At 61.3% G+C, this 25,378-nt stretch carries 30 protein-coding genes; 10 read left to right on the top strand and 20 right to left on the bottom strand.

What is annotated here, in order from left to right; genetic code table 11:
* Positions 1–33: 33 nt before the first annotated feature.
* Genes rsmD through ACIPL2_RS06800 form a run of 3 tightly spaced genes read right to left on the bottom strand, consistent with a single transcriptional unit; the run spans position 34 to position 3,489 of the window.
* The gene (gene rsmD, locus ACIPL2_RS06810; protein ID WP_401354209.1) at positions 34–651 is read right to left on the bottom strand and encodes a 16S rRNA (guanine(966)-N(2))-methyltransferase RsmD; all 618 of its coding nucleotides are present in this window, start codon (positions 649–651) and stop codon (positions 34–36) included.
* The gene (locus ACIPL2_RS06805; RefSeq protein ID WP_401354207.1) at positions 651–2,141 is read right to left on the bottom strand and encodes a M16 family metallopeptidase; all 1,491 of its coding nucleotides are present in this window, start codon (positions 2,139–2,141) and stop codon (positions 651–653) included. Before ACIPL2_RS06805 ends, rsmD begins: the two co-directional genes overlap by 1 nt.
* A complete protein-coding gene (locus ACIPL2_RS06800) occupies positions 2,134–3,489 on the bottom strand; it encodes a M16 family metallopeptidase (RefSeq protein WP_401354205.1) in 1,356 nt (451 codons plus the stop codon). The genes ACIPL2_RS06805 and ACIPL2_RS06800 overlap by 8 nt, the downstream gene beginning before the upstream one ends.
* 343 nt (positions 3,490–3,832) lie before the next feature.
* Here ACIPL2_RS06800 and ftsY point away from each other — a divergent pair, with 343 nt between their 5' ends.
* From ftsY to rpoH, 4 genes are all read left to right on the top strand, one after another.
* Positions 3,833–5,395, top strand: coding sequence for a signal recognition particle-docking protein FtsY (gene ftsY / locus ACIPL2_RS06795; RefSeq protein WP_401354202.1), 1,563 nt, complete (start codon positions 3,833–3,835; stop codon positions 5,393–5,395).
* Positions 5,392–6,063, top strand: a complete 672-nt coding sequence (gene ftsE, locus ACIPL2_RS06790; protein ID WP_010466809.1) for a cell division ATP-binding protein FtsE — start codon at positions 5,392–5,394, stop codon at positions 6,061–6,063. Before ftsY ends, ftsE begins: the two co-directional genes overlap by 4 nt.
* Positions 6,060–7,082, top strand: coding sequence for a permease-like cell division protein FtsX (gene ftsX / locus ACIPL2_RS06785; protein WP_401354200.1), 1,023 nt, complete (start codon positions 6,060–6,062; stop codon positions 7,080–7,082). Before ftsE ends, ftsX begins: the two co-directional genes overlap by 4 nt.
* A gap of 113 nt (positions 7,083–7,195) precedes the next feature.
* Complete coding sequence (gene rpoH, locus ACIPL2_RS06780) at positions 7,196–8,050, top strand: RNA polymerase sigma factor RpoH (RefSeq protein ID WP_401354197.1); 855 nt, start codon at positions 7,196–7,198, stop codon at positions 8,048–8,050.
* 211 nt (positions 8,051–8,261) lie between these two features.
* Here the strand turns inward: rpoH and mtgA are convergent, their stop codons facing one another.
* Complete coding sequence (mtgA, locus tag ACIPL2_RS06775) at positions 8,262–8,984, bottom strand: monofunctional biosynthetic peptidoglycan transglycosylase (protein WP_401354194.1); 723 nt, start codon at positions 8,982–8,984, stop codon at positions 8,262–8,264.
* 74 nt (positions 8,985–9,058) lie between these two features.
* Here mtgA and ACIPL2_RS06770 point away from each other — a divergent pair, with 74 nt between their 5' ends.
* From ACIPL2_RS06770 to trmB, 4 genes are all read left to right on the top strand, one after another.
* A complete protein-coding gene (locus ACIPL2_RS06770) occupies positions 9,059–9,430 on the top strand; it encodes a DUF423 domain-containing protein (protein ID WP_401354193.1) in 372 nt (123 codons plus the stop codon).
* A 195-nt stretch (positions 9,431–9,625) separates the two neighbouring features.
* The gene (gene thiS / locus ACIPL2_RS06765) at positions 9,626–9,826 is read left to right on the top strand and encodes a sulfur carrier protein ThiS (protein WP_401354191.1); all 201 of its coding nucleotides are present in this window, start codon (positions 9,626–9,628) and stop codon (positions 9,824–9,826) included.
* A gap of 60 nt (positions 9,827–9,886) precedes the next feature.
* Complete coding sequence (locus tag ACIPL2_RS06760; protein WP_008068101.1) at positions 9,887–10,681, top strand: thiazole synthase; 795 nt, start codon at positions 9,887–9,889, stop codon at positions 10,679–10,681.
* Between the two features lie 9 nt (positions 10,682–10,690).
* Positions 10,691–11,416 (top strand): tRNA (guanosine(46)-N7)-methyltransferase TrmB, encoded by a 726-nt coding sequence (gene trmB / locus ACIPL2_RS06755; protein ID WP_111448446.1) that lies wholly within the window; start codon positions 10,691–10,693, stop codon positions 11,414–11,416.
* A gap of 281 nt (positions 11,417–11,697) precedes the next feature.
* Here trmB and ACIPL2_RS06750 read toward each other — a convergent pair whose 3' ends face one another.
* The 10 genes from ACIPL2_RS06750 to ACIPL2_RS06705 all read right to left on the bottom strand — a co-directional run bounded on the left by ACIPL2_RS06750 (position 11,698) and on the right by ACIPL2_RS06705 (position 18,726).
* Positions 11,698–12,021, bottom strand: a complete 324-nt coding sequence (locus ACIPL2_RS06750; protein ID WP_401354189.1) for a DUF3392 domain-containing protein — start codon at positions 12,019–12,021, stop codon at positions 11,698–11,700.
* 22 nt (positions 12,022–12,043) lie between these two features.
* A complete protein-coding gene (gene hemW, locus ACIPL2_RS06745) occupies positions 12,044–13,249 on the bottom strand; it encodes a radical SAM family heme chaperone HemW (protein ID WP_401354188.1) in 1,206 nt (401 codons plus the stop codon).
* Complete coding sequence (gene rdgB / locus ACIPL2_RS06740) at positions 13,246–13,842, bottom strand: RdgB/HAM1 family non-canonical purine NTP pyrophosphatase (protein WP_401354185.1); 597 nt, start codon at positions 13,840–13,842, stop codon at positions 13,246–13,248. Before rdgB ends, hemW begins: the two co-directional genes overlap by 4 nt.
* A complete protein-coding gene (locus ACIPL2_RS06735; protein WP_401354183.1) occupies positions 13,839–14,273 on the bottom strand; it encodes a DUF4426 domain-containing protein in 435 nt (144 codons plus the stop codon). The genes rdgB and ACIPL2_RS06735 overlap by 4 nt, the downstream gene beginning before the upstream one ends.
* Positions 14,274–14,299: 26 nt before the next feature.
* A complete protein-coding gene (gene metW / locus ACIPL2_RS06730; RefSeq protein ID WP_401354180.1) occupies positions 14,300–14,920 on the bottom strand; it encodes a methionine biosynthesis protein MetW in 621 nt (206 codons plus the stop codon).
* 7 nt (positions 14,921–14,927) lie between these two features.
* Positions 14,928–16,067 (bottom strand): homoserine O-acetyltransferase, encoded by a 1,140-nt coding sequence (locus tag ACIPL2_RS06725; RefSeq protein WP_401354177.1) that lies wholly within the window; start codon positions 16,065–16,067, stop codon positions 14,928–14,930.
* Between the two features lie 206 nt (positions 16,068–16,273).
* Positions 16,274–16,570 (bottom strand): DUF167 domain-containing protein, encoded by a 297-nt coding sequence (locus ACIPL2_RS06720; protein WP_401354174.1) that lies wholly within the window; start codon positions 16,568–16,570, stop codon positions 16,274–16,276.
* A gap of 4 nt (positions 16,571–16,574) precedes the next feature.
* Positions 16,575–17,162, bottom strand: coding sequence for a YggT family protein (locus ACIPL2_RS06715; protein ID WP_401354172.1), 588 nt, complete (start codon positions 17,160–17,162; stop codon positions 16,575–16,577).
* Positions 17,163–17,186: 24 nt separating this feature from the next.
* Positions 17,187–18,005 (bottom strand): pyrroline-5-carboxylate reductase, encoded by an 819-nt coding sequence (proC, locus tag ACIPL2_RS06710; RefSeq protein WP_401354170.1) that lies wholly within the window; start codon positions 18,003–18,005, stop codon positions 17,187–17,189.
* 34 nt (positions 18,006–18,039) lie between these two features.
* The gene (locus ACIPL2_RS06705; RefSeq protein WP_401354167.1) at positions 18,040–18,726 is read right to left on the bottom strand and encodes a YggS family pyridoxal phosphate-dependent enzyme; all 687 of its coding nucleotides are present in this window, start codon (positions 18,724–18,726) and stop codon (positions 18,040–18,042) included.
* Positions 18,727–18,782: 56 nt separating this feature from the next.
* On the opposite strand from ACIPL2_RS06705, the gene ACIPL2_RS06700 reads away from it, so the two are divergent.
* Positions 18,783–19,817 (top strand): type IV pilus twitching motility protein PilT, encoded by a 1,035-nt coding sequence (locus ACIPL2_RS06700; protein ID WP_401354164.1) that lies wholly within the window; start codon positions 18,783–18,785, stop codon positions 19,815–19,817.
* Between the two features lie 160 nt (positions 19,818–19,977).
* On the opposite strand, the gene ACIPL2_RS06695 is transcribed toward ACIPL2_RS06700, so the two are convergent.
* Positions 19,978–20,607, bottom strand: coding sequence for a C40 family peptidase (locus tag ACIPL2_RS06695; RefSeq protein ID WP_401354162.1), 630 nt, complete (start codon positions 20,605–20,607; stop codon positions 19,978–19,980).
* Positions 20,608–20,856: 249 nt separating this feature from the next.
* On the opposite strand from ACIPL2_RS06695, the gene ACIPL2_RS06690 reads away from it, so the two are divergent.
* Positions 20,857–21,288, top strand: a complete 432-nt coding sequence (locus ACIPL2_RS06690; RefSeq protein ID WP_401354160.1) for an NINE protein — start codon at positions 20,857–20,859, stop codon at positions 21,286–21,288.
* A gap of 101 nt (positions 21,289–21,389) precedes the next feature.
* Here the strand turns inward: ACIPL2_RS06690 and ACIPL2_RS06685 are convergent, their stop codons facing one another.
* The 5 genes from ACIPL2_RS06685 to ACIPL2_RS06665 all read right to left on the bottom strand — a co-directional run bounded on the left by ACIPL2_RS06685 (position 21,390) and on the right by ACIPL2_RS06665 (position 25,283).
* Positions 21,390–22,661 (bottom strand): dihydroorotase, encoded by a 1,272-nt coding sequence (locus ACIPL2_RS06685; RefSeq protein WP_401354157.1) that lies wholly within the window; start codon positions 22,659–22,661, stop codon positions 21,390–21,392.
* The gene (locus ACIPL2_RS06680; RefSeq protein ID WP_053163287.1) at positions 22,658–23,662 is read right to left on the bottom strand and encodes an aspartate carbamoyltransferase catalytic subunit; all 1,005 of its coding nucleotides are present in this window, start codon (positions 23,660–23,662) and stop codon (positions 22,658–22,660) included. The genes ACIPL2_RS06685 and ACIPL2_RS06680 overlap by 4 nt, the downstream gene beginning before the upstream one ends.
* A gap of 27 nt (positions 23,663–23,689) precedes the next feature.
* Positions 23,690–24,193, bottom strand: a complete 504-nt coding sequence (gene pyrR / locus ACIPL2_RS06675) for a bifunctional pyr operon transcriptional regulator/uracil phosphoribosyltransferase PyrR (RefSeq protein WP_059407348.1) — start codon at positions 24,191–24,193, stop codon at positions 23,690–23,692.
* Positions 24,194–24,273: 80 nt separating this feature from the next.
* Positions 24,274–24,711: a Holliday junction resolvase RuvX gene (gene ruvX / locus ACIPL2_RS06670; protein WP_005792259.1), complete on the bottom strand. Its 438-nt coding sequence runs from the start codon at positions 24,709–24,711 to the stop codon at positions 24,274–24,276.
* Positions 24,711–25,283, bottom strand: coding sequence for a YqgE/AlgH family protein (locus ACIPL2_RS06665; RefSeq protein WP_401354155.1), 573 nt, complete (start codon positions 25,281–25,283; stop codon positions 24,711–24,713). Before ACIPL2_RS06665 ends, ruvX begins: the two co-directional genes overlap by 1 nt.
* Between the last annotated feature and the right edge of the window lie 95 nt (positions 25,284–25,378).

The following is a 25,378-nucleotide window of genomic DNA, read 5'->3' as shown; positions in this document are numbered from 1 at the left end:
GGCTGAGGTCCGCGCCTTGTTCAGGCCGGTCGATTAACCGGCGATCTCTGCCATACGTTGCCACAACGAGTAGTAGACGCGCCCGGATTTCTGCTCACGGTGCAGGCGCCAGTTGCCTGGCAGGCCGAGGGTGGATGGCGCGTTTTCGCTTTCCGTGTAGATCCAGGCTTCGTCCGCCAGCCATTGACGCTCTTCCAGCAGCGCGCAGACGGCGGGCAGCAGGTTCTGGTTGAACGGCGGATCGAGGAACACCAGGTCGTAAGCGGAGGCAGTCTGGGTTTCCAGGTAGCGCAACGCATCGGCGGTCTGGATCTGGCCGGTGGTGCAGCGCAGCGTGCCCAGGTGTTCCTTGATGCTGGACACCGCGATGTTGCTGGCGTCCAGCGCCTGTCCCAGCGCGGCGCCACGGGACAACGCCTCAAGGAACAACGCGCCGCTGCCGGCGAATGGATCAAGCACCTTGGCCCCGGCAATGTACGGCGCAAGCCAGTTGAACAGGGTTTCACGCACCCGGTCCGGCGTCGGGCGCAGGCCCGGTGCATCAGGGAAGCTCAGCTTTCGGCTGCGCCATTCACCACCGATGATGCGCAGTTGGTTCACACCGTTGTGCACGTTGTGAACAGGTTTTTTAGGACGCGATGGACTGGCCATTAATGCTCCGGAACCCCGAGCGGCTGCTCGGCAGGTTTATCAGATGGGGCCGGTAACGGCTTTTGCGGCACGGTCGGGCCAGCGCTGACGATGACCATTTTGTCCGTGCTCAAGTGTTTGTTCAGTGCGGTTCTGACTTGCTCGACGGTCAGGCTCTGGGACTGTTGCATGAAGTCTTCCAGATAACTCAGCGGCAGGTTGTAGAAACCCATGGCGCCGAGTTGACCGACGATATCGGCGTTGCTGGCGGTGGACAGCGGGAAGCTGCCGGCCAGTTCACGCTTGGCGTCGTCGAGTTCTTTTTCGGTCGGGCCGGTTTTAAGGTAGTCGGCGAGCACGTCCTGCACCAGCTTCAAGGTGCCTTCGCTCATTTCGGCGCGGGTTTGCAGGTTGATCATGAACGGACCGCGCGCCTGCATCGGGGTGAAGCCCGAATACACGCCATAGGCCAAGCCACGCTTTTCACGCACTTCGCTCATCAGTCGAGTGCCGAAACCGCCGCCGCCGAGGATCTGGTTGCCCATGGACAGTGCGGCGTAGTCCGGATCGTCACGGTCGATGCCCAGTTGCGCAAGCATCAGGTTGGTCTGCTTGGACGGGAACTCGATGTGGCCGATGCTGGCTTTCGGTTCTTCCGGTTGCGCGAGTTTCGCCAGCGCCGGGCCTTTTGGCAGTGCGCTGGAGACTTGAGCGGCAATCGCTTCGGCCTCGGCACGGGACAGGTCGCCCACCAGCGCAATCACCACGTTACCGGCGGCGTAGGCTTTCTCATGGAAGGCCCGCATTTGCGCCACGGTGATCGCTGGAACGGTTTTCGCTGTGCCGTCGCTGGAGTGCGCGTACGGGTGATCGCCGTACAAGCGGTTCATCAGTTCCAGGCTGGCCAGCTTGCCCGGGTTCTGTTTCTGGTATTCGAAACCGGCGAGCATCTGGTTCTTGATACGCGCGAACGAATCGGTCGGGAAGGTCGGTTTGCCGACCACCTCGGAGAACAGTTTCAACGCCGGCTCACGTTTGTCCGCGGCACTGAGGCTGCGCAGGGAAGCCAGCGCCATGTCCTTGAATGCGCCGTTGCTGAAGTCGGCTCCCAGCCCTTCGAACCCTTGGGCAATCGCGCCCACATCCTTGCCGGCCACCCCTTCGTTGAGCATGGCGTTGGTCAGCAAGGCCAGGCCCGGTGCATCGCCATCCTGGCTGCTGCCGGCGGCGAAGATCAGGCGCAGGTCGAACATCGGCAGCTCGCGAGCTTCGACGAACAATACTTTCGCGCCTTCGGCGGTGTTCCAGCTCTGAACGTCCAGGCTGCGGCGGCTCGGCGCTTTGCCGTCGAGTTCTGCCAGCGATTGCAGCTTCTGGCTGGACTTGGCCTTGTCGAGGGCTTCGCTGGCCTTGGAATCGTCGCTTTTCGACAGATAGAAGGCAGCGGAGCCGATCAGTGCGACGGCGATCAGGCCGATCAGGGCCAGACGTGGTTTTTTACGCTCACTCATGAGTCGTCTCCAGTGGCAGTACATGGGCGACGCTGAGACGTTCGCGGGTGAAATACAGCTTGGCGGCGTTCTGGATATCTTGCGGGGTCACGCTTTCCAGTTCGGCGAGTTCGGTGTCCATCAGTTTCCACGACAGGCCGACGGTTTCCAGTTGGCCGATCGCGGTGGCCTGGCTGGTGATCGAGTCGCGCTCGTAGACCAGGCCGGCAATGACCTGCGCGCGCACGCGTTCCAGTTCTTCGGCGGACGGCGCGGTGGTTTTCAGCTGCTCCAGCAGCTTCCACAGACCGGCTTCGGCTTGCGCCATGGTTTTCTTTTTCTGGGTGTTCGGTGTCGCCGACAGGGTGAACAGACTGTCGCCACGGGTGTAGGCGTCGTAGCTCGACGAGCCACCGGACACCAGCTCTTCGCCGCGTTCCAGTTGCGTCGGGATGCGCCCGCTGTAGCCGCCGTCAAGCAGGGCCGAGATCAGGCGCAAGGCGTGCACCGGGCGCTTGTCTTCTGCGGTGGCGATGCTCGGCACGTTGAAGGCCAGCATCAGGCTCGGCAATTGGGTTTGCACGTGCAGGGTGATCTGCCGTTCGCCGGGCTCGGCCAGTTCCACCGGGATTTTCGCGGGCGGCACGTCACGCTTGGCGATCGGGCCAAAGTAGCGCTGGGCTAGGGTTTTGACTTCGTCCGGGGTCACGTCGCCCACCACCACCAGGGTCGCGTTATTCGGCACGTACCAGGATTCATACCAGTGGCGCAGCTCCTCGACCTTCATGCGGTCCAGGTCAGCCATCCAGCCGATGGTTGGCGTGTGGTAGCCACTGGCCGGGTAGGCCATGGCCTTGAAGCGTTCGTAAGCCTTGGACATCGGCTTGTCGTCGGTGCGCAGGCGCCGCTCTTCTTTGATGACTTCGATTTCGCGGGCGAACTCGTCAGGTGGCAGGCGCAGGCTGGCCATGCGGTCGGCTTCCAGCTCGAAAGCCACGCCCAGGCGATCACGGGCCAGCACTTGGTAGTATGCGGTGAAGTCGTCGCTGGTGAAGGCGTTCTCTTCGGCGCCGAGGTCGCGCAGGATCAGCGACGCTTCGCCGGGCCCGACTTTCTCGCTGCCCTTGAACATCATGTGTTCCAGGGCGTGGGACAAACCGGTCTGACCCGGGGTCTCGTAGCTGGAGCCGACCTTGTACCAGACCTGGGAAACCACCACCGGCGCCCGATGGTCTTCGCGCACGACGACCTTCAAGCCGTTATCGAGGGTGAATTCGTGGGTGGGTTGTGGATCGGCAGCCAGGGCCGAGAGGGGCAGACAAACTGTGCTGAGCAGCAGGCCTGCAGCGCGGCGGGCTAAAGCATTCATTCGTTTTTAAACCTTTGGGGCTGCCCGCTTGGTCTTAGCGTCAGCGGGCGAGAGGGTGCTAGGATACTGATCCGTTTTACTGGCGGCCACGCCTATCAGGCCTTTGCGTTTGATCAGGTTGAATGGGTTTGCGGCAGAAAGCTGTGGTTTATCAACTAAACTCTGCTTTTTCGCCGATTTTGCCGCTCCAGTCCTTCGTGAAATCGTTTTTGCAGGGCGCCATTTGCACCCCGACAAAATGTTGCGCGTGAACAAGCTGGGTCAATCGCAGTCTGTTCTGCATCGAATATTTATTTGCCGAGGCGCCTGTTGGCGCGTCGCTACCGTGAGATAGCCGTCCTCCATGTTTGGTTCCAACGACGACAAGAAGAACCCAGCTGCGGCTGGCGAGAAGAAAAGCCTGTTCGGATGGCTGCGCAAAAAGCCGCAGGAACCCGTCGTCGAACAGCCACAGCCACTTCCTGAGCCAGTCCCTGCGCCGGTAATAGAAGAAGAGCCGGCACCGATTGTCTTGCCGATCGCCGAGCCGGTGTTGCAACCGCGGGTCGAGGCTGAACCTGATGTGATCGCCGAAGTCGTGACCCAGGCGCCGCTGACACCTGTCGCCGAGCCATGGCTGACCTTGCCGGTGGCGGAAGAGCCGGTGTCGCTGGTCGAAGATGAACTGGCGCCGCACGTTACGCCGCCGATCCCCGCCCCGACGGCGTTCAGCCCTGAACCGGTTCGGCCGCCAGTGGTGGAGCCGGTTGTCGCGCCGGTGGTTGTGGTCGAGCCAGCGCCGGTTGTTCCAGAGCCAGTGGCTCCTGCGTTTATTGCTCCGATTGCCCCGGTTGCCCCGGTTGCCCCGGTTGCTCCCGCTGCCCCAGTTGTTCAAGCGCCCGAGCCTGCACTTGCACCGGTCATCGCTCCGGTTGTTGCCGCGCCTGTCGCTCCCGTCGAAATCCCGGTCGAGCCTGCGCGCACCGAAGAAACCAAAGCCGGTTTCTTCGCCCGCCTCAAGCAAGGCCTGTCCAAGACCAGCGCCAGCATCGGCGAAGGCATGGCCAGCCTGTTCCTGGGCAAGAAGATCATCGATGACGAGCTGCTCGAAGACATCGAGACCCGTCTGCTGACCGCCGACGTGGGCGTTGAAGCCACGTCCGTGATCATTCAGCGCCTGACGCAGAAAGTCGCCCGTAAAGAACTGGCCGATGCCGATGCGCTCTACAAATCCCTGCAAGCCGAGCTGGCGGCTATGCTCAAGCCGGTCGAGCAACCGCTGAAAATAACCTCGCAGAACAAACCGTTCGTGATTCTGGTGGTGGGCGTCAACGGCGCCGGCAAGACCACCACCATCGGCAAGCTGGCGAAGAAGCTGCAGCTCGAAGGCAAGAAAGTCATGCTCGCCGCCGGTGACACCTTCCGCGCCGCCGCAGTCGAGCAATTGCAGGTCTGGGGCGAGCGCAACAAGATCCCGGTCATCGCCCAGCACACCGGCGCTGACTCGGCTTCGGTTATCTTCGATGCCGTGCAGGCCGCCAAGGCCCGTGGCATCGATGTGTTGATCGCCGACACCGCCGGTCGCCTGCACACCAAAGACAACCTGATGGAAGAACTGAAAAAGGTTCGCCGGGTCATCAGTAAGCTCGATGCCGATGCACCGCACGAGGTGCTGTTGGTGCTCGATGCCGGTACAGGGCAGAACGCGATCAACCAGGCCAAACAGTTCAACCAGACCGTCGAACTGACCGGCCTGGCGCTGACCAAGCTCGACGGCACCGCCAAGGGCGGGGTGATTTTCGCCCTGGCCAAGCAGTTTGGCTTGCCGATTCGCTACATCGGCGTTGGTGAAGGCATCGATGACTTGCGTACTTTTGAAGCAGAACCCTTTGTCCAGGCACTGTTTGCCGAGCGGGAGCGTTCATGATTCGTTTCGAACAGGTCGGTAAACGCTACCCGAACGGTCACGTCGGCTTGCATGAGCTGAGCTTTCGAGTCCGTCGGGGCGAATTCTTGTTTGTCACCGGTCATTCCGGCGCCGGTAAAAGCACCTTGTTGCGGCTGCTGCTGGCGATGGAGCGTCCGACCACCGGCAAATTGCTGCTGGCCGGCCAGGACCTCGCCACCATCAGCAACGCGCAGATTCCTTACCTGCGCCGGCAAATCGGCGTGGTGTTCCAGAATCACCAGTTGCTGTTCGATCGCACGGTGTTCAACAACGTCGCGCTGCCGTTGCAGATCCTCGGTCTGTCGAAAGCCGAGATCGTCAAGCGTGTGGATTCGGCCCTGGAGCGCGTGGCGCTCTCGGACAAGACCGATCTGTACCCCGGCGACCTGTCCACCGGTCAGCAGCAGCGCGTCGGCATCGCCCGCGCCATCGTTCACCGCCCGGCCTTGCTGCTGGCGGACGAACCGACCGGTAACCTCGACCCGCGCCTGGCCGCCGAAATCATGGGCGTGTTCGAAGACATCAACCGCCTGGGCACCAGCGTGCTGATCGCCAGTCACGACCTGGCACTGATCGCCCGTATGCGTCACCGCATGCTGACCCTGCAACGCGGCCGATTGATCGGCGACGGGGAGGCCGGCGTATGAGTGCGACACGCAGCCCCAAGGTGTCCGAGCGCGTAGCGCCGAAGGCCGCCGATCCGCAGCCGCAGAAGAAAAAACGCGACGATGACGACGGCCCGGACTTCGCCACGTTGTTCCGCGCGTGGATCGAAAGTCATCGCGCCAGTCTGGTCGACAGCTTGCGCCGCCTGGGCAAGCAACCCATCGGCAGCTTTTTCACGTGCATGGTGATGGCGGTTGCACTGAGCTTGCCCATGGGCCTGTCACTTTTGCTAAGTAACGTCGAGCGTCTCGGTGGTTCCTGGCAGCGTGCGGCGCAGATTTCCCTGTACCTGCAAATCGAAGCCAGCCCCGCTGAAGGCGAGGCGCTGCGCGAGCAGATCAAAGGCATGCCGGGTGTCGCGGAGGCTGAATACGTCGGTCGCGATCAGGCGCTGGAAGAGTTCCAGCAGCAGTCCGGTCTGGGCGAGGCGCTCAAGGAGCTGCCGGAAAACCCGCTGCCGGGCGTGGTTCTGGTGACGCCGAACGAGGTCGACAAGCCGGCCCTTGAAGCATTAAGACAAAAACTTTCCGAGTTGCCGAAGGTGCAACAGGCGCAACTTGATCTAGTCTGGGTCGAGCGTCTGGCCGCCATCCTCAAGCTGGGCGACCGTTTTGTCTTCGGTCTGACCGTGCTGCTGGTTTCTGCATTACTTTTGGTGATAGGCAATACCATTCGTCTTCATATTGAAAACCGCCGCACAGAGATAGAAGTGATTAAACTCGTGGGCGGCACTGACAGCTATGTGCGCAGGCCTTTTCTGTACATGGGCGCGCTGTATGGCTTTGGTGCGGGGATTCTTTCCTGGGGTGTATTGGCGTTTGGCCTGGATTGGCTGAACGATGCAGTGGTTGGCCTGGCCGGTTTGTACGGCAGTGATTTTGCGCTGGCCGGCGTGCCAGTTGCCGATGGTCTGTCGCTCTTGCTTGGCGCGGTGCTGTTGGGGTATATCGGTGCATGGATTGCAGTCGCACGCCACCTGCGGGAGCTTGCGCCAAAGTAATATCATTTTGCTCGTATTGACCTTTCAGCGTTTTTGGGAACTTGTCTATCGGTTTCCGGTCAATTTTCGCAGTGCTGAACTGCACGAGTTATGTAAGTCGGAGGTTTTTTCGTATGACCAATTCTTTGCAACCTGCATATGCTCTGGTCCCGGGTGCGAACCTGGAGGCCTATGTGCACACCGTGAACAGCATTCCATTGCTGACGCCGGAGCAGGAGCGTGAACTGGCCGAGAGTCTCTATTATGAGCAGGATTTGGGGGCGGCTCGGCAGATGGTGCTCGCCCACTTGCGTTTTGTTGTACATATCGCCCGTAGCTATTCCGGCTACGGTCTGGCTCAGGCTGACCTGATCCAGGAAGGCAACGTCGGCCTGATGAAGGCCGTGAAGCGCTTCAACCCGGAAATGGGTGTGCGTCTGGTTTCGTTCGCTGTGCACTGGATCAAGGCGGAAATCCACGAGTTCATCCTGCGCAACTGGCGCATTGTGAAAGTCGCGACCACCAAGGCCCAGCGCAAGCTGTTCTTCAACCTGCGCAGCCAGAAGAAACGCCTGGCGTGGCTGAACAACGAGGAAGTCCACCGTGTGGCGGAAAGCCTTGGCGTAGAGCCGCGGGAAGTGCGCGAGATGGAAAGTCGCCTGACCGGCCATGACATGGCTTTCGACCCGGCCGCGGAAGCGGACGACGACAGTGCTTTCCAGTCGCCGGCCAACTATCTGGAAGACCACCGGTACGACCCGGCTCGTCAACTGGAAGATGCCGATTGGAGCGACAACTCCAACCACAACCTGCACGAAGCGCTGGACGTGCTGGACGACCGCAGCCGTGACATCCTCTACCAGCGCTGGCTGGCAGAAGAAAAAGCCACGCTGCACGACCTGGCGCAGAAGTACAACGTGTCGGCCGAGCGTATTCGTCAGCTCGAGAAGAGCGCGATGAACAAGCTCAAGTTGTCGATCGCCGCTTAACCTGCGCCTTGGCAATAAAAAACGCCCCGATCATTGATCGGGGCGTTTTTGTTTGTGTTCGTTATTCCAGCTACACCACAACCCCAATGTGGGAGCGGGCTTGCTCGCGAAGGCGGTTGATCATTCAGCATTGATATCGACTGATCCACCGCCTTCGCGAGCAAGCCCGCTCCCACAGGGGATCTTCAGTGGTCAGGAGATTTGTGATTATTTATTGGGACCACGGCGCCCGGCGCGAATCGTTGAGGCCGACCAGATAACTGTCGCCACCCAACTGACTCATCTGCTGCCGAATCCACCCGGCTCGTCTCGCTACGTACGAAGTTGGATGGCTGGCGCTCCACACGCGTGGGTTGGGCAATACGGCAGCCAGCAAGCTCGATTGCTGACGGCTGAGGCTTTTGGCGCCAACGCCAAAGTGATGCCTGGCCGCCGCTTCGGCACCAAACACGCCCTCATCCCACTCGACGCTGTTCAGGTACACCTCAAGAATCCGCTGCTTGGGCCAGAGCACTTCAATCAATCCGGTAAACCACGCCTCCAGGCCTTTGCGCAGCCAACTGCGACCGGACCACAGAAACAGGTTCTTCGAGACTTGCTGGCTCAGGGTGCTGGCGCCGCGAATGGTGCCGCCGAGCTCATTGTGGGCCAGGGCTTTCTGGATCGCGCCGAAGTCAAAGCCCCAGTGCTCCGGGAATTTTTGGTCTTCGCCGGCAATCACCGCGACTTTCAGGTCATCGGAGATCTCGTCCCAAGGCTTCCAGGTGCGTTGCAAGTCGATGGGCTCACCGTCGAACCAGGATTCGATTTTGCGTTCGACCATCAGCGCCGTGCCCGGTGGCGGCACCACGCGAAAGATCAGAACCAGCAATACGCTGCCGCCCGCGAAGCAGAGCAGGGCTTTGATGAATCGTCGCAGAAATAAACGCAGCATAGAGATGGCTTGGCCGAACCCGTTGAGCGGGCCATTATACAGACCCTGTGGATCGAGTCTGACTGGAGTTCTTCATGCTGCGTGGCTTTCTGATGCTGGCCGCTTTTTTCGGCTTCACCGGTGTTGCCCTGGGGGCGTTCGCCGCCCATGGCTTGAAAAGCCGCCTGACGCCCGAGTACCTGGCGATTTTCCATACCGGCGTCACCTATCAGCTGGTGCACACCTTGGCCTTGCTCGGTGTGGCGCTGCTGGCCGCGCAGATTCCCGGCCGTTTGATCACCTGGGCCGGCGCGTCCTTTGCCATTGGCATTCTATTGTTCTCCGGTAGCCTGTACCTGCTGACGATGACGGGCGTCAGCAAGCTCGGCATCGTCACGCCCTTCGGCGGCCTGGCCTTCCTGATCGGCTGGCTCTGCCTGGGCCTGGCTGCCTGGCGAATATCTTGACCCTGTAGGAGCGAGCGATGCGGCGACCCGACTTGCCCGCGAAGGCGTCGTGTCAGCCACCCTTTCATTGACTGACACGACGCCTTCGCGGGCAAGCCTCGCTCCTACAAGGTTGTGTTTCAAGACGAATGGCTTGGGTCACCAAGACTGATCGGGCTAGAATGCCTGCCCCTAAAAATGATGGCGGCATTCGGTATGCGCATTCAGTTGAACGGCGAATCCCTTGAACTGCCCGACGGTGAAACCGTTGCGGCCCTGCTGACCCGTCTGGAATTGACCGGACGCCGGGTGGCGGTCGAGCTCAATCTGGATATCGTCCCGCGCAGCCAGCACGCTGACACCACGCTGAACCACGGCGATTCCGTCGAAGTGGTACACGCCATCGGCGGCGGCTAGCCGCGCAGCCCGCAAGGGCACAGAATTCTGCAAGAACCTCACCCCTACAGAGGATTTCCCATGAGCATCGTTCGTAGCGACAAGCCCTTCGTCCTGGCCGGTCGTACTTACCAGTCGCGTTTGCTGGTAGGTACCGGCAAGTACCGCGACATGGAAGAAACCCGCCTGGCCATCGAAGCCTCGGGTGCCGAGATCGTCACCTTCGCCGTGCGCCGCACCAACCTCGGCCAGAACCCGGGCGAACCGAACCTGCTCGAAGTCCTGTCGCCGGATCGCTACACCTTCCTGCCGAACACCGCCGGTTGCTTCGACGCGACCGAGGCTGTGCGCACCTGCCGCCTGGCCCGTGAACTGCTCGGTGGCCACAACCTGGTGAAGCTGGAAGTACTGGCCGACCAGAAAACCCTGTTCCCCAACGTGATCGAAACCCTCAAGGCCGCCGAAGTGCTGGTCAAGGAAGGTTTCGACGTGATGGTTTACACCAGCGATGACCCGATCATCGCCCGTCAACTGGCGGAAATCGGCGTTATCGCGGTCATGCCGCTGGCCGGTCTGATCGGCACGGGCCTGGGGATCTGCAACCCGTACAACCTGCAGATCATCCTTGAAGAAGCCAAGATTCCGGTGCTGGTGGATGCCGGTGTCGGTACCGCTTCCGACGCCACCATTGCCATGGAATTGGGCTGTGAAGCGGTGCTGATGAACTCGGCCATCGCCCATGCCCAGCAGCCGATCATGATGGCTGAAGCCATGAAACACGCCATCGTCGCGGGCCGCCTGGCCTACCTCGCCGGCCGCATGCCGAAAAAACTCTATGCCAGCGCCTCCTCGCCGCTGGATGGTCTGATCAAGTAAGAGCCATTGATGACTGAATCAAACGACACGCCTATCCAGACGGAAGAAGGCGACGAGCGCCAACACCGCCGCATCAAGAGTTTCGTGATGCGCGCCGGACGCATGACCGAAGGCCAGCAACGCGGTCTGGAGCAGGGCACGCCGCTGTTCGTGCTGCCCCTGGCCGATGCGCCGGTGGACTTCGATCAGGTGTTCGGCCGTTCGGCGCCGCGTTCCCTGGAAATCGGTTTCGGCATGGGCCATTCGCTGCTGGAAATGGCCGCGGCTTCGCCGGAGCAGGATTTCATCGGCGTGGAAGTGCACCGCCCGGGTGTGGGCGCGCTGCTCAATGGCGTGCTGACTCAAGGCCTGACCAACTTGCGGGTCTACGATTGCGACGCGATCGAAGTGCTCAACCGTTGCGTCGCTGACAACAGCCTCGATCGCCTGATGCTGTTTTTCCCGGACCCGTGGCACAAGAGCCGCCACCACAAGCGTCGCATCGTGCAGGCGTCGTTCGCCGAGCTGGTGCGCAGCAAGTTGAAGGTCGGCGGTGTGTTGCACATGGCTACTGACTGGGAACCGTACGCCGAGTACATGCTGGAAGTGATGAACGTTGCGCCGGGTTATCGCAACCTGGCCGAAGACGGCAAATGCGTTCCACGCCCGACCGAGCGCCCGATCACCAAGTTCGAACGCCGCGGCGAACGCCTTGGGCATGGCGTGTGGGACCTGAAGTTCGAGAAACAGTCCTAAACGGTAATACCCAAACCTGTGGGAGCGGGCTTGCTCGCGAAAGCGGTCGATCATTCAACATTGATGTTGGCTGACACGACGCCTTCGCGAGCAAGCCCGCTCCCACAGTTGTTTTCGGTTGTAGCTGAGGTCTGCGACGACACCGCGCCGGGCCGGGACGACATAAACCTGTAGGAGCGAGGCTTGCCCGCGAAGGCGTTGTACCAGTCAACCTCATCATTGACTGACACGACGCCTTCGCGGGCAAGCCTCGCTCCTACAGGTTTTTTTGTGCCTGGGATTCAGCGGCGGTCGGCGACGACGCCAATCAGCACCAGTACCACCAACAGCACCGGTGCCAGGCTGTAGTTGTTGAACTGGCTCAGGCCTTTGATCACCCACGGGGTGGCGTAGATCAGCGCCACGCCGCTGCCGATCATGCACAGCAGGGCCATCAGCGGGACGCGCAAGGCGCCGGCGATGCTGCCCAGGCGTGCGTCGACCCAGCCTTTGATATCCGCGCCAAACAGGACCAGCAGACAGCCCACCAGCGCCAGGGCGATTTCCGACAGGTTGCTGCGGCTCCAGCGGGAGGCGGTGGCGAGCAGGTCGAGTATCAAATCCATTCGTTTTCCCTTAAGGCTGAAATCAGCTCAGAAATGTCTGCAGCAAATCGTTGAGGAAGAGTTGTCCGCGCTCGGTGGCCACCAGACGTGACGGTTCGACCTGCAACAAGCCACTTTGTTCGGCTTCGAGGCGGCCTTCGGCAAGGCTTTCCAGGCTCAGACCGGTACGCTCCGGGTACAGCCGTGATTCGACGCCTTCGGTCAGGCGCAAGGCGTTCATCAGGAACTCGAACGGCATCTCTTCGTTGGTCAGGGCTTTCTCGCCAGCCTTGAAGCTTTTGGCCGGGTTGAGGTAATCCTTCGGCAGTCGCGTCTTCCAGGTACGGACGATGCGCCCGTCCGGATGACTGAGCTTGCCGTGGGCGCCGGCGCCGATGCCGATGAAGTCGCCGAAACTCCAGTAATTGAGGTTATGCCGCGCCGGACGACCGGGCTGGGCGTAGGCCGAGACTTCGTATTGCGCGTAACCGTGCTCGGCCAGCAGCGCCTGGCCGGCTTCCTGAATGTCCCACAGCATGTCGTCTTCCGGCAGCGTCGGTGGCTGGTTCCAGAACACCGTGTTCGGCTCCAGGGTCAGCTGATACCAGGACAAGTGCGTCGGCTTCAGGGCGATGGCCTGGCGCAGGTCGCTCAGGGCATCGTCCAGAGACTGATCGGGCAAACCGTGCATCAGGTCGAGGTTAAAGTTGTCGAACCCGGCCTGACGGGCCATGCCGGCAGCGCGTACCGCTTCGTCACCGTTGTGGATTCGACCGAGGGCCTTGAGTTTCTCTTCCTGAAAGCTCTGGATGCCGATCGACAGGCGATTGATGCCCAGCTTGCGATAAGCGACGAACTTCTCCTGCTCGAACGTCCCCGGATTGGCTTCCAGGGTGATTTCGATGTCGCTGGCAAACGGGATGCGTTGCTCGACGCCTTTGAGCAAACGGCCCAACGCCTCGGCGCTGAACAGGCTCGGCGTGCCGCCACCAAAGAAAATCGAGCTCAACTCACGGCCATAGACCGCGTGCAGGTCTTGATCGAGGTCGGCGAGCAGCGCGTCTACATACTCTTCTTCCGGCAGCACCGGGCTGGCGGTGTGGGAGTTGAAGTCGCAATAAGGGCATTTGCGCACACACCACGGGATGTGGATGTACAACGCCAAGGGCGGCAGCACAGGCAGGGCCGCCCGAGGCGATTGTGCGGCGCCACCGAAAATCAGTGGCGACGCGGACGATTCATGGGTCATTTCAAGCCCAAACGCTGGCGCAGCAGATCCATTGCACGGGCGCGGTGGCTGATGAGGTTCTTGTCGCTCGGGCTCAGCTCGGCGCTGGAACAATCGCGCTCCGGCACCCAGAACAGCGGGTCGTAGCCAAAACCGTGTTCGCCGCTGGCTTGAGTCAGGATACGCCCGTGCCACAGGCCTTCGCAGAGGATCGGCAATGGATCGTCGGCGTGTCGCACCAGCGCCAGCACGCAAACGAACTGCGCGCCGCGCTCGGCTTCCGGCACGTTTTTCAACACGTCGAGCAGTTTGGCGTTGTTCGCCGCATCGCCCTTGCCGTCGGCGTAGCGGGCCGAGTAGATGCCCGGCGCACCGCCAAGGAAATCCACCGCCAGCCCCGAATCGTCAGCCAGTGCCGGCAGACCGGAAATGCGCGCGGCATTACGGGCCTTGAGGATGGCGTTTTCGACGAACGACAGGCCGGTTTCTTCAGGCTCGATGCTGCTGAACTCGCCGATCGAGCGCAGTTGCACCGATTCGCCGAGCATGGCCTGGAGTTCCTTGAGTTTGCCGGCGTTGTGGCTGGCCAGTACGAGTTGCGTGAAATTGATCATTCGCCGGGGAAGAGCTCTTGGTTGAAATTGATGGTGTTGGTTTTATCGCCGTTCTTCACGTTGATCTGGAAGGTCCGGGTTTCCTGCTGATCGACCGGGTATTGCGCGATGTAGTAGACAGCGCCCTGCTCGGTGATCTGTTTGAATTTCAGCGAGACGCTTTGGCTGGTGAGGTCTTTGACCGTGCCGTTGACTTCAGCGGTCTGCGGCTTGCCATCCTTGAGCACGGAGACGTTGATCACGCCCTGGTTCTTGCTGCGTGTCAGCCCGGCCGCCTTGGCGATGTCGGGTGTCAGGAAGGTGGAGTTGAAGGTGTTGTAGTGCACCGTCACGTCGCCGAAAGTTTCCTGGCGCTCGCCCTTGATGACGTCGGCGGCCATGGCGGTGACGCTCAGGCAGGCAGTGAGTAAAAGCAGCGCTAGACGACCCATGTTCGTTCTCCTCGAAGTGTCGCTGTTCAGACCGCGACCTTGTGGTCTTGCAGCCCGGGGCTGCTGACGCGGTAAATGCCGATCTCACCTAATAGATTAGGCCATAGCTTACTGGCCCACCCGTGGCGGTGCTGTTGATCCACGGCAAGCCGATCAATGACCTTGGCTTCACGTTCGCGGCACAACGCTTCAAAGTCCGCGAAGGTACAGAAGTGGATGTTCGGCGTGTTGTACCAGGTGTAGGGCAGGAAATCGGAAACCGGCATGCGGCCCTTGCTCGCCAGGTACCAGCGGCAGCGCCAGTGACCGAAATTGGGGAAGGTGATGATGCACTGGCGGCCCACGCGCAGCATCTCGTCGAGGATCTTGTCCGGGTAATGCACGGCTTGCAGCGCCTGGGTCATGACCACGACGTCGAAGCTGTTGCTGGCAAAGTTGCCCAGGCCCTTGTCCAGGTCCTGCTCGATGACGTTGATGCCCTTGGCCACGCACTCGGCGATGTTGTCCGGGTCGTTTTCCAGGCCATAGCCGGTGACTTGCTTGTTGTCACGCAGCCAGGTCAGCAACTCGCCGTCACCGCAGCCGAGGTCGAGCACGCGGCTGCCGGCGGGGATCCATTCCTGGATGATTTCCAGATCGGCTCTCATGTCTTCCTCAAAGCGAAATACGGTTCATGTAATTGCTGAACGCCTGCAAATAGCGCGGGATCGGAATCAGGAAGGCGTCGTGGCCTTGCGGAGCGTCGATCTCCAGGTAGCAGACGTCTTTCTTGGCCGCCATCAGCGCGTCCACCAGTTCCCGCGAGCGGGCAGGGGAGAAGCGCCAGTCGGTGGTGAAGGACATCACGCAGAACTTGGCCGTGGCGCCGGCGAAGGTTTTCGCCAGGTCATCGTCGAAGTTCGCTGCCGGGTCGAAGTAGTCCAGCGCCTTGGTCATCAGCAGGTAGGTGTTGGCGTCGAAACGCCCGGAGAACTCTTCGCCCTGATAACGCAGGTAGCTTTCAACCTGGAACTCGACGCTGTGGAAGTCGTAGTTGAGCTTTTCGCTTTTGAGGCCGCGACCGAATTTCTCGCCCATGGAGTCGTCGGACAGGTACGTGATGTGCCCGACCATCCGCGCCAGCATCAGCCCGCGCTTGGGGATCACCCCGGCCTCCTGGAACGAACCGCCGTGGAACTCGGGGTCGGTGAGGATCGCCTGGCGCGCCACTTCGTTGAAGGCGATGTTCTGCGCCGACAATTTGGGGGCCGAGGCGATGGCCAGGCAGTGCCGAATGCGTTCCGGGTAGGTGATGCTCCACTGCATCGCCTGCATACCGCCGAGGCTGCCGCCGATGACCGCAGCCCATTGGCTGATGCCGAGCAGGTCCGCCAGGCGTGCCTGGCTGTGCACCCAGTCTTCCACGGTCAGCACCGGGAAGTCGGCGCCGAAGGGCTTGCCGGTTTCCGGGTTGATGCTGCTCGGGCCGGTGGAGCCGTTGCAACCGCCGAGGTTGTTCAGGCTGACCACGAAGAACTTGTTGGTGTCGATGGGCTTGCCGGGGCCGATGCAGCTGTCCCACCAGCCGGGTTTGCGGTCGTCGGGGCTGTGGAAGCCAGCCGCGTGATGGTGACCGGACAAGGCGTGGCAGATCAGCACGGCGTTGCTCGCCGTGGTGTTCAGCGTGCCGTAGGTTTCGTAAATCAGGTCATACGCTGGGAGCGAACGGCCGCAGGCCAGAGCCAGGGGTTCGCTGAAGTGCGCCACTTGCGGCGTCACCAGACCAACAGAATCGGGGGGAAAGGCAGTTGGCATCGACCCTGCTCTCGTTGAAATGAGGCGTAAGTCTAAAGACCAGTGTGGCCAGCGGCAAGCAAAGGCCGGGCCTGATTTTTTTCAGGTGGACCGGGGCGCGGCATTCGCGGGCAAGCCTCGCTCCTACAGATTTGTGGTGGTGCGCGATGTTGCGTTTAACCCATACCTATAGGAGCGAGGCTTGCCCGCGAAGAACGATAACGCGGTCAGCCTGCCGGACGCGCCAGATCGGGCAAATTCGGCAGCTTCTTCGGCGAACAGATGCGCACCCGCTTCTGCCGGTTCAACTCACCACTGATCAAACTCACCTGACTTTTGGCAACCCCAAACGCCTTGGCCAGGAACGCCATCAGATAGGCATTGGCCTTGCCTTCAACCGGCGGTGCGGTCAGGCGGATCTTCAGGCGATCACCGTGCAGCCCGCAGAAATCATCGCTGCGGGCCGCCGGTTGCAGGTGACATTCCAGAATCAAGTCGTCACCGTCCCAGCGAAAGTAGCTCACCGGGTCAGATCAGCCCGAGCAAGCCGTTGGGCATGAGGGCGAAGTACGCCAGACGCGGGATCAGCCAGCTTTGCAGCAGCTGGATCACGATAAACGCGAAGATCGGCGAGATATCGAGGCCGCCCAGGTTCGGAATGATCCGGCGGAACGGCGCGAGTACCGGTTCAGTAATCTGCGCGACCAGTTCGGCGCCCGGATTGTGGCTGCCCGGTGCGACCCACGACAGAATCACGCTGATGATCATCGCCCAGAAAATAATATTCAAAAACAGCGAGAAGAGCGCGATCAGGGCCCACGGCACCAGGAACAGCCAGTCGACCATGAAGCCTTTGAGCAGCAGGATGACCGCTATCAACAGCATCTGGATGATCAGCGCCAGTACCAGCGATGACATGTCCAGCCCGAACATGCTCGGGATCACCCGGCGCAGAGGCTTGAGCAACGGTTGCGTGGCTTTGACGATGAACTGGCAGAGCGGGTTGTAGAAGTTCGCCCTGACCAGTTGCAGGATGAAGCGCATCAGCACGATCAGCAGGTATAGGCTGCCTAGGGTTTTAATGATGAAAATGGCAGCGTCATTGAGTCCGAGCATCATTGATTCCTTTGTAAGAGCTGATTAGCGACCAAGTTGTTCAGCCATCTCGGCCGAGCGGTGAGCCGCGGCGCCGAGTGCTTTTTCTACAAGGGCTTCGAAGCCCCCGGCCTGGAACGACTTGATTGCAGCTTCCGTGGTGCCCGCAGGCGATGTCACGCGACGACGCAATTCGGCCGCATCGACGTCACTGGCGACGGCCATGTGCGCGGCGCCCAACGCGGTTTGCAGGGTCAACTGCGCGGCGACGTCTGCCGGCAGGCCGAGCTTCACGCCAGCAGCGGTCATGGCTTCGATCAGCAGGAAGAAGTACGCCGGGCCCGAGCCGGACACGGCGGTGACCGCATCCAGTTGCTGCTCTTCATCCAGCCACAGCGCGATGCCGACGGCGGACAACAGCTCCTGCGCCTGCTGGCGTTGCTCGGCGTTCACTTCGGCCGTGGCGTACAAACCGCTGACGCCCTGACGCAGCAGCGCCGGGGTGTTGGGCATGCAACGCACGATCGGTTGGGCGCCCAGCCAGTTGTTCATGCTGGCGCAGGTGATGCCGGCAGCAATCGACACCACCAGTTGATTCGGCTTGAGGCTTGGGCGAATCGCTTCGCACACGGCTTTCATCGCCTGGGGTTTGACCGCCAGTACGACGACGTCGGCGTCCTGGATGGCTTCGGCGTTGTCGGCGAACACCTCGATACCGTGTTCAGCCTTCACTTTGGCGCGGGTTTCAGCGCCTGGATCGCTGGCGCGGATCTGCGCGGCGTCCAGACCTTTGGCGCGCAGGCCGCCGATCAGGCTGGCGGCCATGTTGCCGGCACCGATAAAGGCAATACGAGTCTTGCTCATGTCAGGTCCTTATAGAGAGGTAAGTCAGCCATGTTTATGGCTGGCCGTAGTCGCGGGCGCCAAACAGGGCCGTACCGATACGGACCCAGGTGGCGCCTTGGGCGATGGCCGACTCGAGGTCGTGGCTCATGCCCATGGAAAGTGTGTCGAGCGGCAGGTTCAGGCTGGCTTGCAGGCTTTGTACAGCAGCAAAAGCGGCATCCTGGGCGGCGCGATCGTCAGTCGGTTCAGGGATCGCCATCAACCCGCGCAGCTTGATGCGCGGCAATTCGCTGATGGCGCTGGCCAGGGCCGGCAGATCGGCCGGGGTGCAGCCGGACTTGCTGGCTTCACCGCTGACGTTGACCTGGATGCAAATGTTCAAGGGCGGCAAATCGACGGGACGTTGTTCGGACAGGCGTTGTGCGATTTTCAAGCGGTCCACGGAATGCACCCAGGCGAAATGCTCGGCGATAGCGCGAGTCTTGTTCGATTGAATGGGGCCGATGAAGTGCCAGATCAAGGGCAGGTCGGCCAATTCGAGCTGTTTGCCCAGGGCCTCCTGCAGATAGTTCTCGCCAAAGTCGCGGAGCCCGGCGGCGTAGGCTTCACGCAAGGCCTCGGCGGGCTTGGTCTTGCTCACGGCGAGCAATTGGACACTGTGTTCGTCGCGGTGGGCGGCGAGTGTTGCGGCATGTATGCGCGAACTAACCTGTGCGATGTTGTCTGCTATCGTGGACATCAAGAGGCGCCAGCGGTCTGAAGGTTCGCGGCATTCTACTGGAATTGAGGAACGCTATGGATATCACTGAGCTGCTGGCTTTCAGCGCTAAACAGGGCGCGTCCGACTTGCACCTGTCCGCCGGCCTGCCCCCGATGATTCGGGTGGATGGCGATGTGCGGCGGATCAATTTGCCGGCGCTGGAGCACAAGCAGGTGCAGGCGCTGATTTACGACATCATGAACGACACCCAGCGGGTGGAATTCGAGAAGCACCTGGAAACTGATTTTTCCTTCGAAGTGCCCGGCATCGCGCGCTTTCGGGTTAACGCGTTCAACCAGAATCGCGGCGCGGGGGCGGTGTTCCGCACCATTCCGTCCAAGGTCCTGAGCCTGGACGACCTGGGCATGGGCGAAGTGTTTCGCAAGATTACCGAATCGCCCCGTGGGCTGGTGTTGGTCACGGGCCCGACCGGGTCCGGCAAGTCCACCACCCTGGCGGCGATGATCGATCACCTGAACAACCATCGCCATCACCACATCCTCACCATCGAAGACCCGATCGAGTTCGTCCACGAATCGCGCAAATGCCTGATCAACCAGCGCGAAGTCCATCGCGATACCCGCAGCTTCGCCACGGCCCTGCGCTCGGCCCTGCGGGAAGACCCGGACGTGATTCTGGTGGGGGAAATGCGCGACCTCGAGACGATTCGCCTGGCGTTGACCGCTGCCGAGACTGGCCATTTGGTGTTTGGCACGCTGCACACCACGTCGGCGGCGAAAACCATCGACCGGGTGGTGGATGTGTTTCCGGGGGACGAGAAGTCGATGGTGCGTTCGATGCTTTCCGAGTCACTGCTGGCGGTGGTTTCCCAGGCGCTGGTGAAGAAGGTCGGCGGTGGGCGGATCGCGGCGCATGAAATCATGCTCGGCACGTCGGCGATCCGTAACCTGATCCGCGAAGACAAAGTGGCGCAGATGTACTCGTCGATTCAAACCGGCGGGAACCTGGGGATGCAGACGCTGGACATGTGCTTGAAGGAGCTGGTGACCAAGGGCTTGATCAGCCGGGATCATGCGCGGGAGAAGGCGCGCTCGCCGGATAATTTCTGAGGGGATTTGTAGCGCTTCCAAAGACGCCTTCGCGAGCAAGCCCGCTCCCACATTTAACCGCAGTCCCAAGGGGGAACTCGGTCAAATGTGGGAGCGGGCTTGCTCGCGAAGAGGCCGTCATGATCGAAACAGATGCCGGGTCAGCACCCGGCGCTTCGAATCAGCGCTGAACAACCTGTATGGCGTTCTGCTCTTTCGGCAGCACCCGCTTGGCAACCACGTAGTGGCTTTCCCAGTACGGTTTCTTCAGGGTGTCGATGGTCACCGACTTGCCACGACGCGGTGCGTGGATAAAGCGGTCGTTGCCCAGGTAAATAGCAACATGATTGACCCGACGGCTCTTGATGTTGAAGAAAATCAGGTCGCCCGGCTTCAGGTCGTTACGATCGACTTTCGTGCCATGGCCGCTGGCCATTGCGTTGGACGTGCGTGGCAGGTCGAACGTGGCGTCATTGAACGCGTATTTCACCAGGCCGCTGCAATCGAAGCCTTTGCTTGGGCTGCTGCCGCCCCAACGGTAAGGCGTACCGAGGACATTCACGGCACGGCTCAACACGTTGCTGCTTTCCTTGTTCGCCATCGGCGGAACAAGCTTGCTGCTGGCATTGCTGACGCTGCTCAGTCGAGTGGAGCGTTTTACGGTCGATTTGTATTTGCTCGAAGGAACAGATACATGGGATTTTGGGGTGTAACCATTAACGTTTGGAAGACGTTGCTCACGATTGGTGGCGTGGGCGGCCAGTGGCATCAAAAGGCAAATGGTTAGCCATGTCTTGAAAAATGGACGCATTAGGCAAGGCTCATATAGGTTAGCGCGCAACTTTATAACAGCTTTTTTGGCCCTTCCGAGGCCGTTGGTCGATTCAACTTTCGGGCAACGGAACCAAATAAGCTGAAAATTGACGCAATTGTCCGACAGAAGTCAGGTGGTATAAGGCTTTGACGGGACACAAGGTAGCAGATGCCATACGTCGGCCACCTGTAAAAAAGTCACAAAGAATTCAAGAATATTTATCTATCGTGTGAATCGAGGTCCTTCATGAACACCTATCAACACCCTGTTTCGCACCAAGATACGCACAGTAAAGTGATTGGTTACCTGCTGTGGATTCTCGGTTTTACCGGGGCCCATCGCTTCTATTACGGCAAGCCAGTGACCGGGACGATCTGGTTCTTCACGTTTGGCTTGATGGGCATCGGATGGCTGATCGACCTGTTTCTGATCCCGGCCATGGACCGTGAAGCCGACCTGCGTTTTACCGCCGGACCTATCGAATACAACGTTGCCTGGATTCTGCTGACGTTTCTTGGGGTGTTCGGCGTACACCGGATGTATCAGGGGAAATGGATCAGCGGGTTGCTGTACCTGGTGACGGGCGGGTTGTTCTTTGTCGGGGTGCTGTATGACTTCTGGACGTTGAATGACCAGGTTTCTATTCGCAATGCGCAGAATAGAGGCGCCTTCCAGTAAGCCATCGCGAGCAAGCCCGCTCCCACATTCGACCGCATTCCTATGGGGGAACTCGGTTAAATGTGGGAGCGGGCTTGCTCGCGAATGCAGGCAACTCGGTCTTAAGCCTGGTGGCTGATCCGCCCATCCACCAGCGTGTAACGCACCACACCCGGCAGGCTATGCCCAATGAACGGGCAGTTCTCACCCTTGGACAGCCAGGTTTCACCGGCCACGGTCGAAGTCGCAGGGTCGAACAGCACGATGTCCGCCGCACCGCCCACCGCCAATTTGCCCGCCGGCAGGCGCAAGGCCTCGGCAGGTCCAGCGCTGAGACGCGCCAGCAGCGTCGGCAGGTCCAGTAAACCGTCTTCTACCAGTGTCATCGCCAGCGGCAGCAGCAGTTCAACACTGCTGATGCCCGGCTCGGTGGCACCGAACGGTGCCAGTTTGGCGTCCCGCTCGTGGGGCTGGTGATGGCTGGAAATGGCCGAGACCACGCCCGACTTCACCGCTGCACGCAGGCCATCGCGGTCGGCGCGGGTGCGCAGCGGCGGCTGGACGTGATAGAGGCTGCTGAAGTCGATCAGCGCTTCGTCGGTCAGGATCAGCTGATACAACGCCACATCGGCAGTCACCGGCAGCCCACGCGCCTGGGCCTGAGCGATCAGGGCCACGCCGCGCGCGCTGGTGAGCTGGCTGAAGTGCGCACGTACGCCACTTTGCTCGACCAGCAGCAGATCCCGGGCCAAAGCCACGGTTTCAGCAGTCTCTGGAATGCCCGGCAAACCGAGGAAACTTGCCGTCGGGCCTTCGTGGGCCAGGCCACCTTCGGCCAGGTCATGGTCCTGCGAATTGAAAATCACCGTCAGGTCGAACGTCGCTGCGTACTCCAGCGCCCGGCACAGCGTGCGGGTGTTGCGGAAGCTTTCCAGGCCGTTGCCGAAGGCCACGCAGCCGGCATCGCGCAGTGCCACGAGCTCTGCCAGCTGTTCGCCGTCCAGGCCTTTGCTCAGGGCGCCGATCGGGAAGACTTTGGTGTTGCCGGCTTCGCGCGCGCGGTCGAGGATCAGTTCGGCCACGGCCGAGGTGTCCAGCACCGGTTTGGTTTTCGGCGGGCAGCACAGGCTGGTGACACCGCCAGCGGCGGCGGCGCGGGTTTCACTGGCGATCGAGCCTTTGCGGCTGTAACCGGGCTCGCGCAGGGCGACGTTCAGGTCAACCAGCCCAGGTGCGGCCACCAGGCCTTTGGCGTCGATAGTATCGACGGCGACAAAACCGGCCGGGGCGGCGCCCAGGGCGATGATCTTGCAGGCTTCAATATGGATGTCGGTGACTTTATCCAGACCGGAGGTTGGATCGATAACGCGTGCGCCGAGAATGCTGAGCTTCACTGGGCGTTCTCCTGCTCGAATTGGCGCTGGGCAGTCTGCCCGCTCATGGCCATGGACAGCACGGCCATACGAATCGCGATGCCATAGGTGACCTGATTGAGGATCACCGAGTGCGGGCCGTCGGCCACCGCCGACTCAATCTCCACGCCACGGTTGATCGGCCCCGGGTGCATGACGATGCAATCCGGCTTGGCCCCGGCCAGGCGCGCGGTGGTCAGGCCGAACAGGCGGTAGAACTCGCCTTCGCTCGGCAGCAGGCCGCCGGTCATGCGTTCACGCTGCAGGCGCAGCATGATCACCACGTCGACGTCTTTCAGGCCTTCGGCCATGTCGGTGTAGACCTTCACGCCGTATTGCTCGATGCCGATCGGCAGCAGGGTTTTCGGCGCGATCACGCGGATGTCCGGGCAACCGAGGGTTTTCAGCGCGAGCATGTTCGAGCGCGCCACCCGCGAGTGCAGGATGTCGCCAACGATGGCCACCGAGAGATTTTCGAAGCCGCCCTTGTGCCGACGAATCGTCAGCATGTCGAGCATGCCCTGGGTCGGGTGCGCGTGACGGCCGTCGCCGCCGTTGATGATCGCCACTTGCGGGCACACATGCTCGGCGATGAAGTGCGCCGCGCCGGAATCACCGTGGCGCACGACAAACATGTCGGCCGCCATGGCTTCGAGGTTGCGCAGGGTGTCAAGCAGGGTTTCGCCCTTGCTTGCCGACGAGGTCGACACGTTCAGGGTGATCACGTCGGCCGACAGGCGCTGGGCCGCCAGCTCGAAGGTGGTGCGGGTGCGGGTGGAGTTCTCGAAGAACACGTTGCACACGGTCTTGCCGCGCAGCAACGGGACCTTCTTCACCGCCCGGGCGCCGACTTCGAGGAACGAGTCGGCGGTGTCGAGGATTTCCGTCAGCAGCTCGCGGCGCAAACCGTCGAGCGAGAGGAAGTGGCGCAGCTGGCCCTGATCATTGAGCTGCAGCGGGCGCTTGGTTTCTAGAGGCGTCATCGCGAGGGGGACTCTCAATAGGGCGAATTAAAGGGCGAGGTCTTGCAGTTCGAGCTTGAGCTCCGGGCCGGAGAGCTTCACGCGCTCGTGGGCCGCCAGTGACAGGGTCGCGCCCACCACGTTCGGGCGGATCGGCAGCTCGCCGGCGTCGAGGTCCAGCAGGCACACCAGCGTTACGCTGGCCGGGCGGCCGTAGTCGAAGAGTTCGTTGAGGGCGGCGCGGATGGTCCGGCCGCTCATCAGCACGTCGTCGATCAGCACCAGGTGCTGGCCTTCGATCTCGAACGGCAGCGCCGAGGGGCGCACTTGCGGGTGCAGGCCGTTCTGGCTGAAATCGTCGCGGTAGAAGGACACGTCCAGCGTGCCCAGGGGCGAATCGCTGCCCAGTTCATCGAGCAAGGCCTGGGCGACCCAGACGCCACCGGTACGAATACCGATGTAGCGCGGTTCGCTGATGCCACGGTGTTCCAGGTGTGCCTTGAGACGGATCGCCATCTGGCTGATCAGTTCGGCGGGATTGGGCAGGCTCATGGTTGCTCCTTCTTGGGCCCGAGCCGGTGCGTGCGGGGGTTGGCTCGGGTTGTAGCTAAGAGAGACGCCGTGACGGCTCTTCAGGATTCAAACAGTGCGGTGTTTTCGTCGAGCCAGCCTTGCAGGAGCAGGGCGGCCGCGATGGCGTCGACCGGGTTGTCGCGGTAACTGCCTTTCTGCCCGCCACGGTCACGCCGCTCGCCCTTGGCCTCGAAGGTGGTCAGGCGTTCGTCGTGGGTATAGAAGGGCAGGTTGTAGCGGCCGTTCAGGCGGCGGGCGAATTTTTCCGCGCGCAGGCACATGTCGCTCGGTGTGCCGTCCATGTTCAACGGCAGGCCGACCACCACGGCGTCGGGTTTCCACTCTTTAATCAGGGCTTCGACCTGGTTCCAGTCGGGAATGCCGTTTTGTGCCTTCAAGGTGCACAGCTCGCGGGCCTGGCCGGTAATGACCTGGCCGACCGCCACGCCGATCTGTTTGGTGCCGTAATCGAAACCCAGGATCAACCGCAGGGCCATCAGGCGTGCCCCGCCTGGCTGGTGAGCAGGCTGAGGTTGACGCCCAGGTGCTTGGCCGCCGCTTCGAGGCGCAGTTCGCTGCTGGTGTTGAACAGGATGTCGGCGTCGAACGGGCAGGTCAGCCAGGCGTTCTGGGTCAGTTCGGCTTCAAGCTGCCCGGGTTCCCAACCGGCATAGCCGAGGGCGATCAGGCTTTTGGCTGGGCCGACGCCGTCGGCGATGGCAAACAGCACGTCCTGGGAGGTCGACAGGGACAACTCGCCTTCCAGATCAACGGTCGCCTGAAAGCTCTTGCCGGAGGGATGCAGGACAAACCCGCGATCGGTCTGCACCGGGCCGCCAATAAAGATCGGCACATGCTGGCAGAGCATCGGCGGTTCGATATCGGGGCGCAGTTGCTCGAGAATATCGGCCAGGTTCAGGTCCTGCGGACGGTTGACCACGAGCCCCATGGCACCATTGGCCGTGTGCTCGACGATGTAGGTCAAGGTGTGCGCAAAGTTCGGGTCGACCATGTGCGGCATGGCGATCAGGAAGTGATGCTTGAGGTAGCTGGGGCTGACGTTCTTCATGAGCGCTAGTGTGGCGTTGGAGGGACGAACTGACAAGCTGGGGATGCACAGGAAATGCCCGCGCGGTTGCCTTTTTGATCGGGTTTGCTTGAGGG

The sequence above is a fragment of the Pseudomonas sp. NPDC086251 genome (assembly GCF_044746405.1).
In the GTDB taxonomy this organism is placed as follows: Bacteria; Pseudomonadota; Gammaproteobacteria; order Pseudomonadales; family Pseudomonadaceae; genus Aquipseudomonas.
Note: the sequence above shows the minus strand (reverse complement) of the source record. Positions and strands in the feature narration are given on the sequence as shown.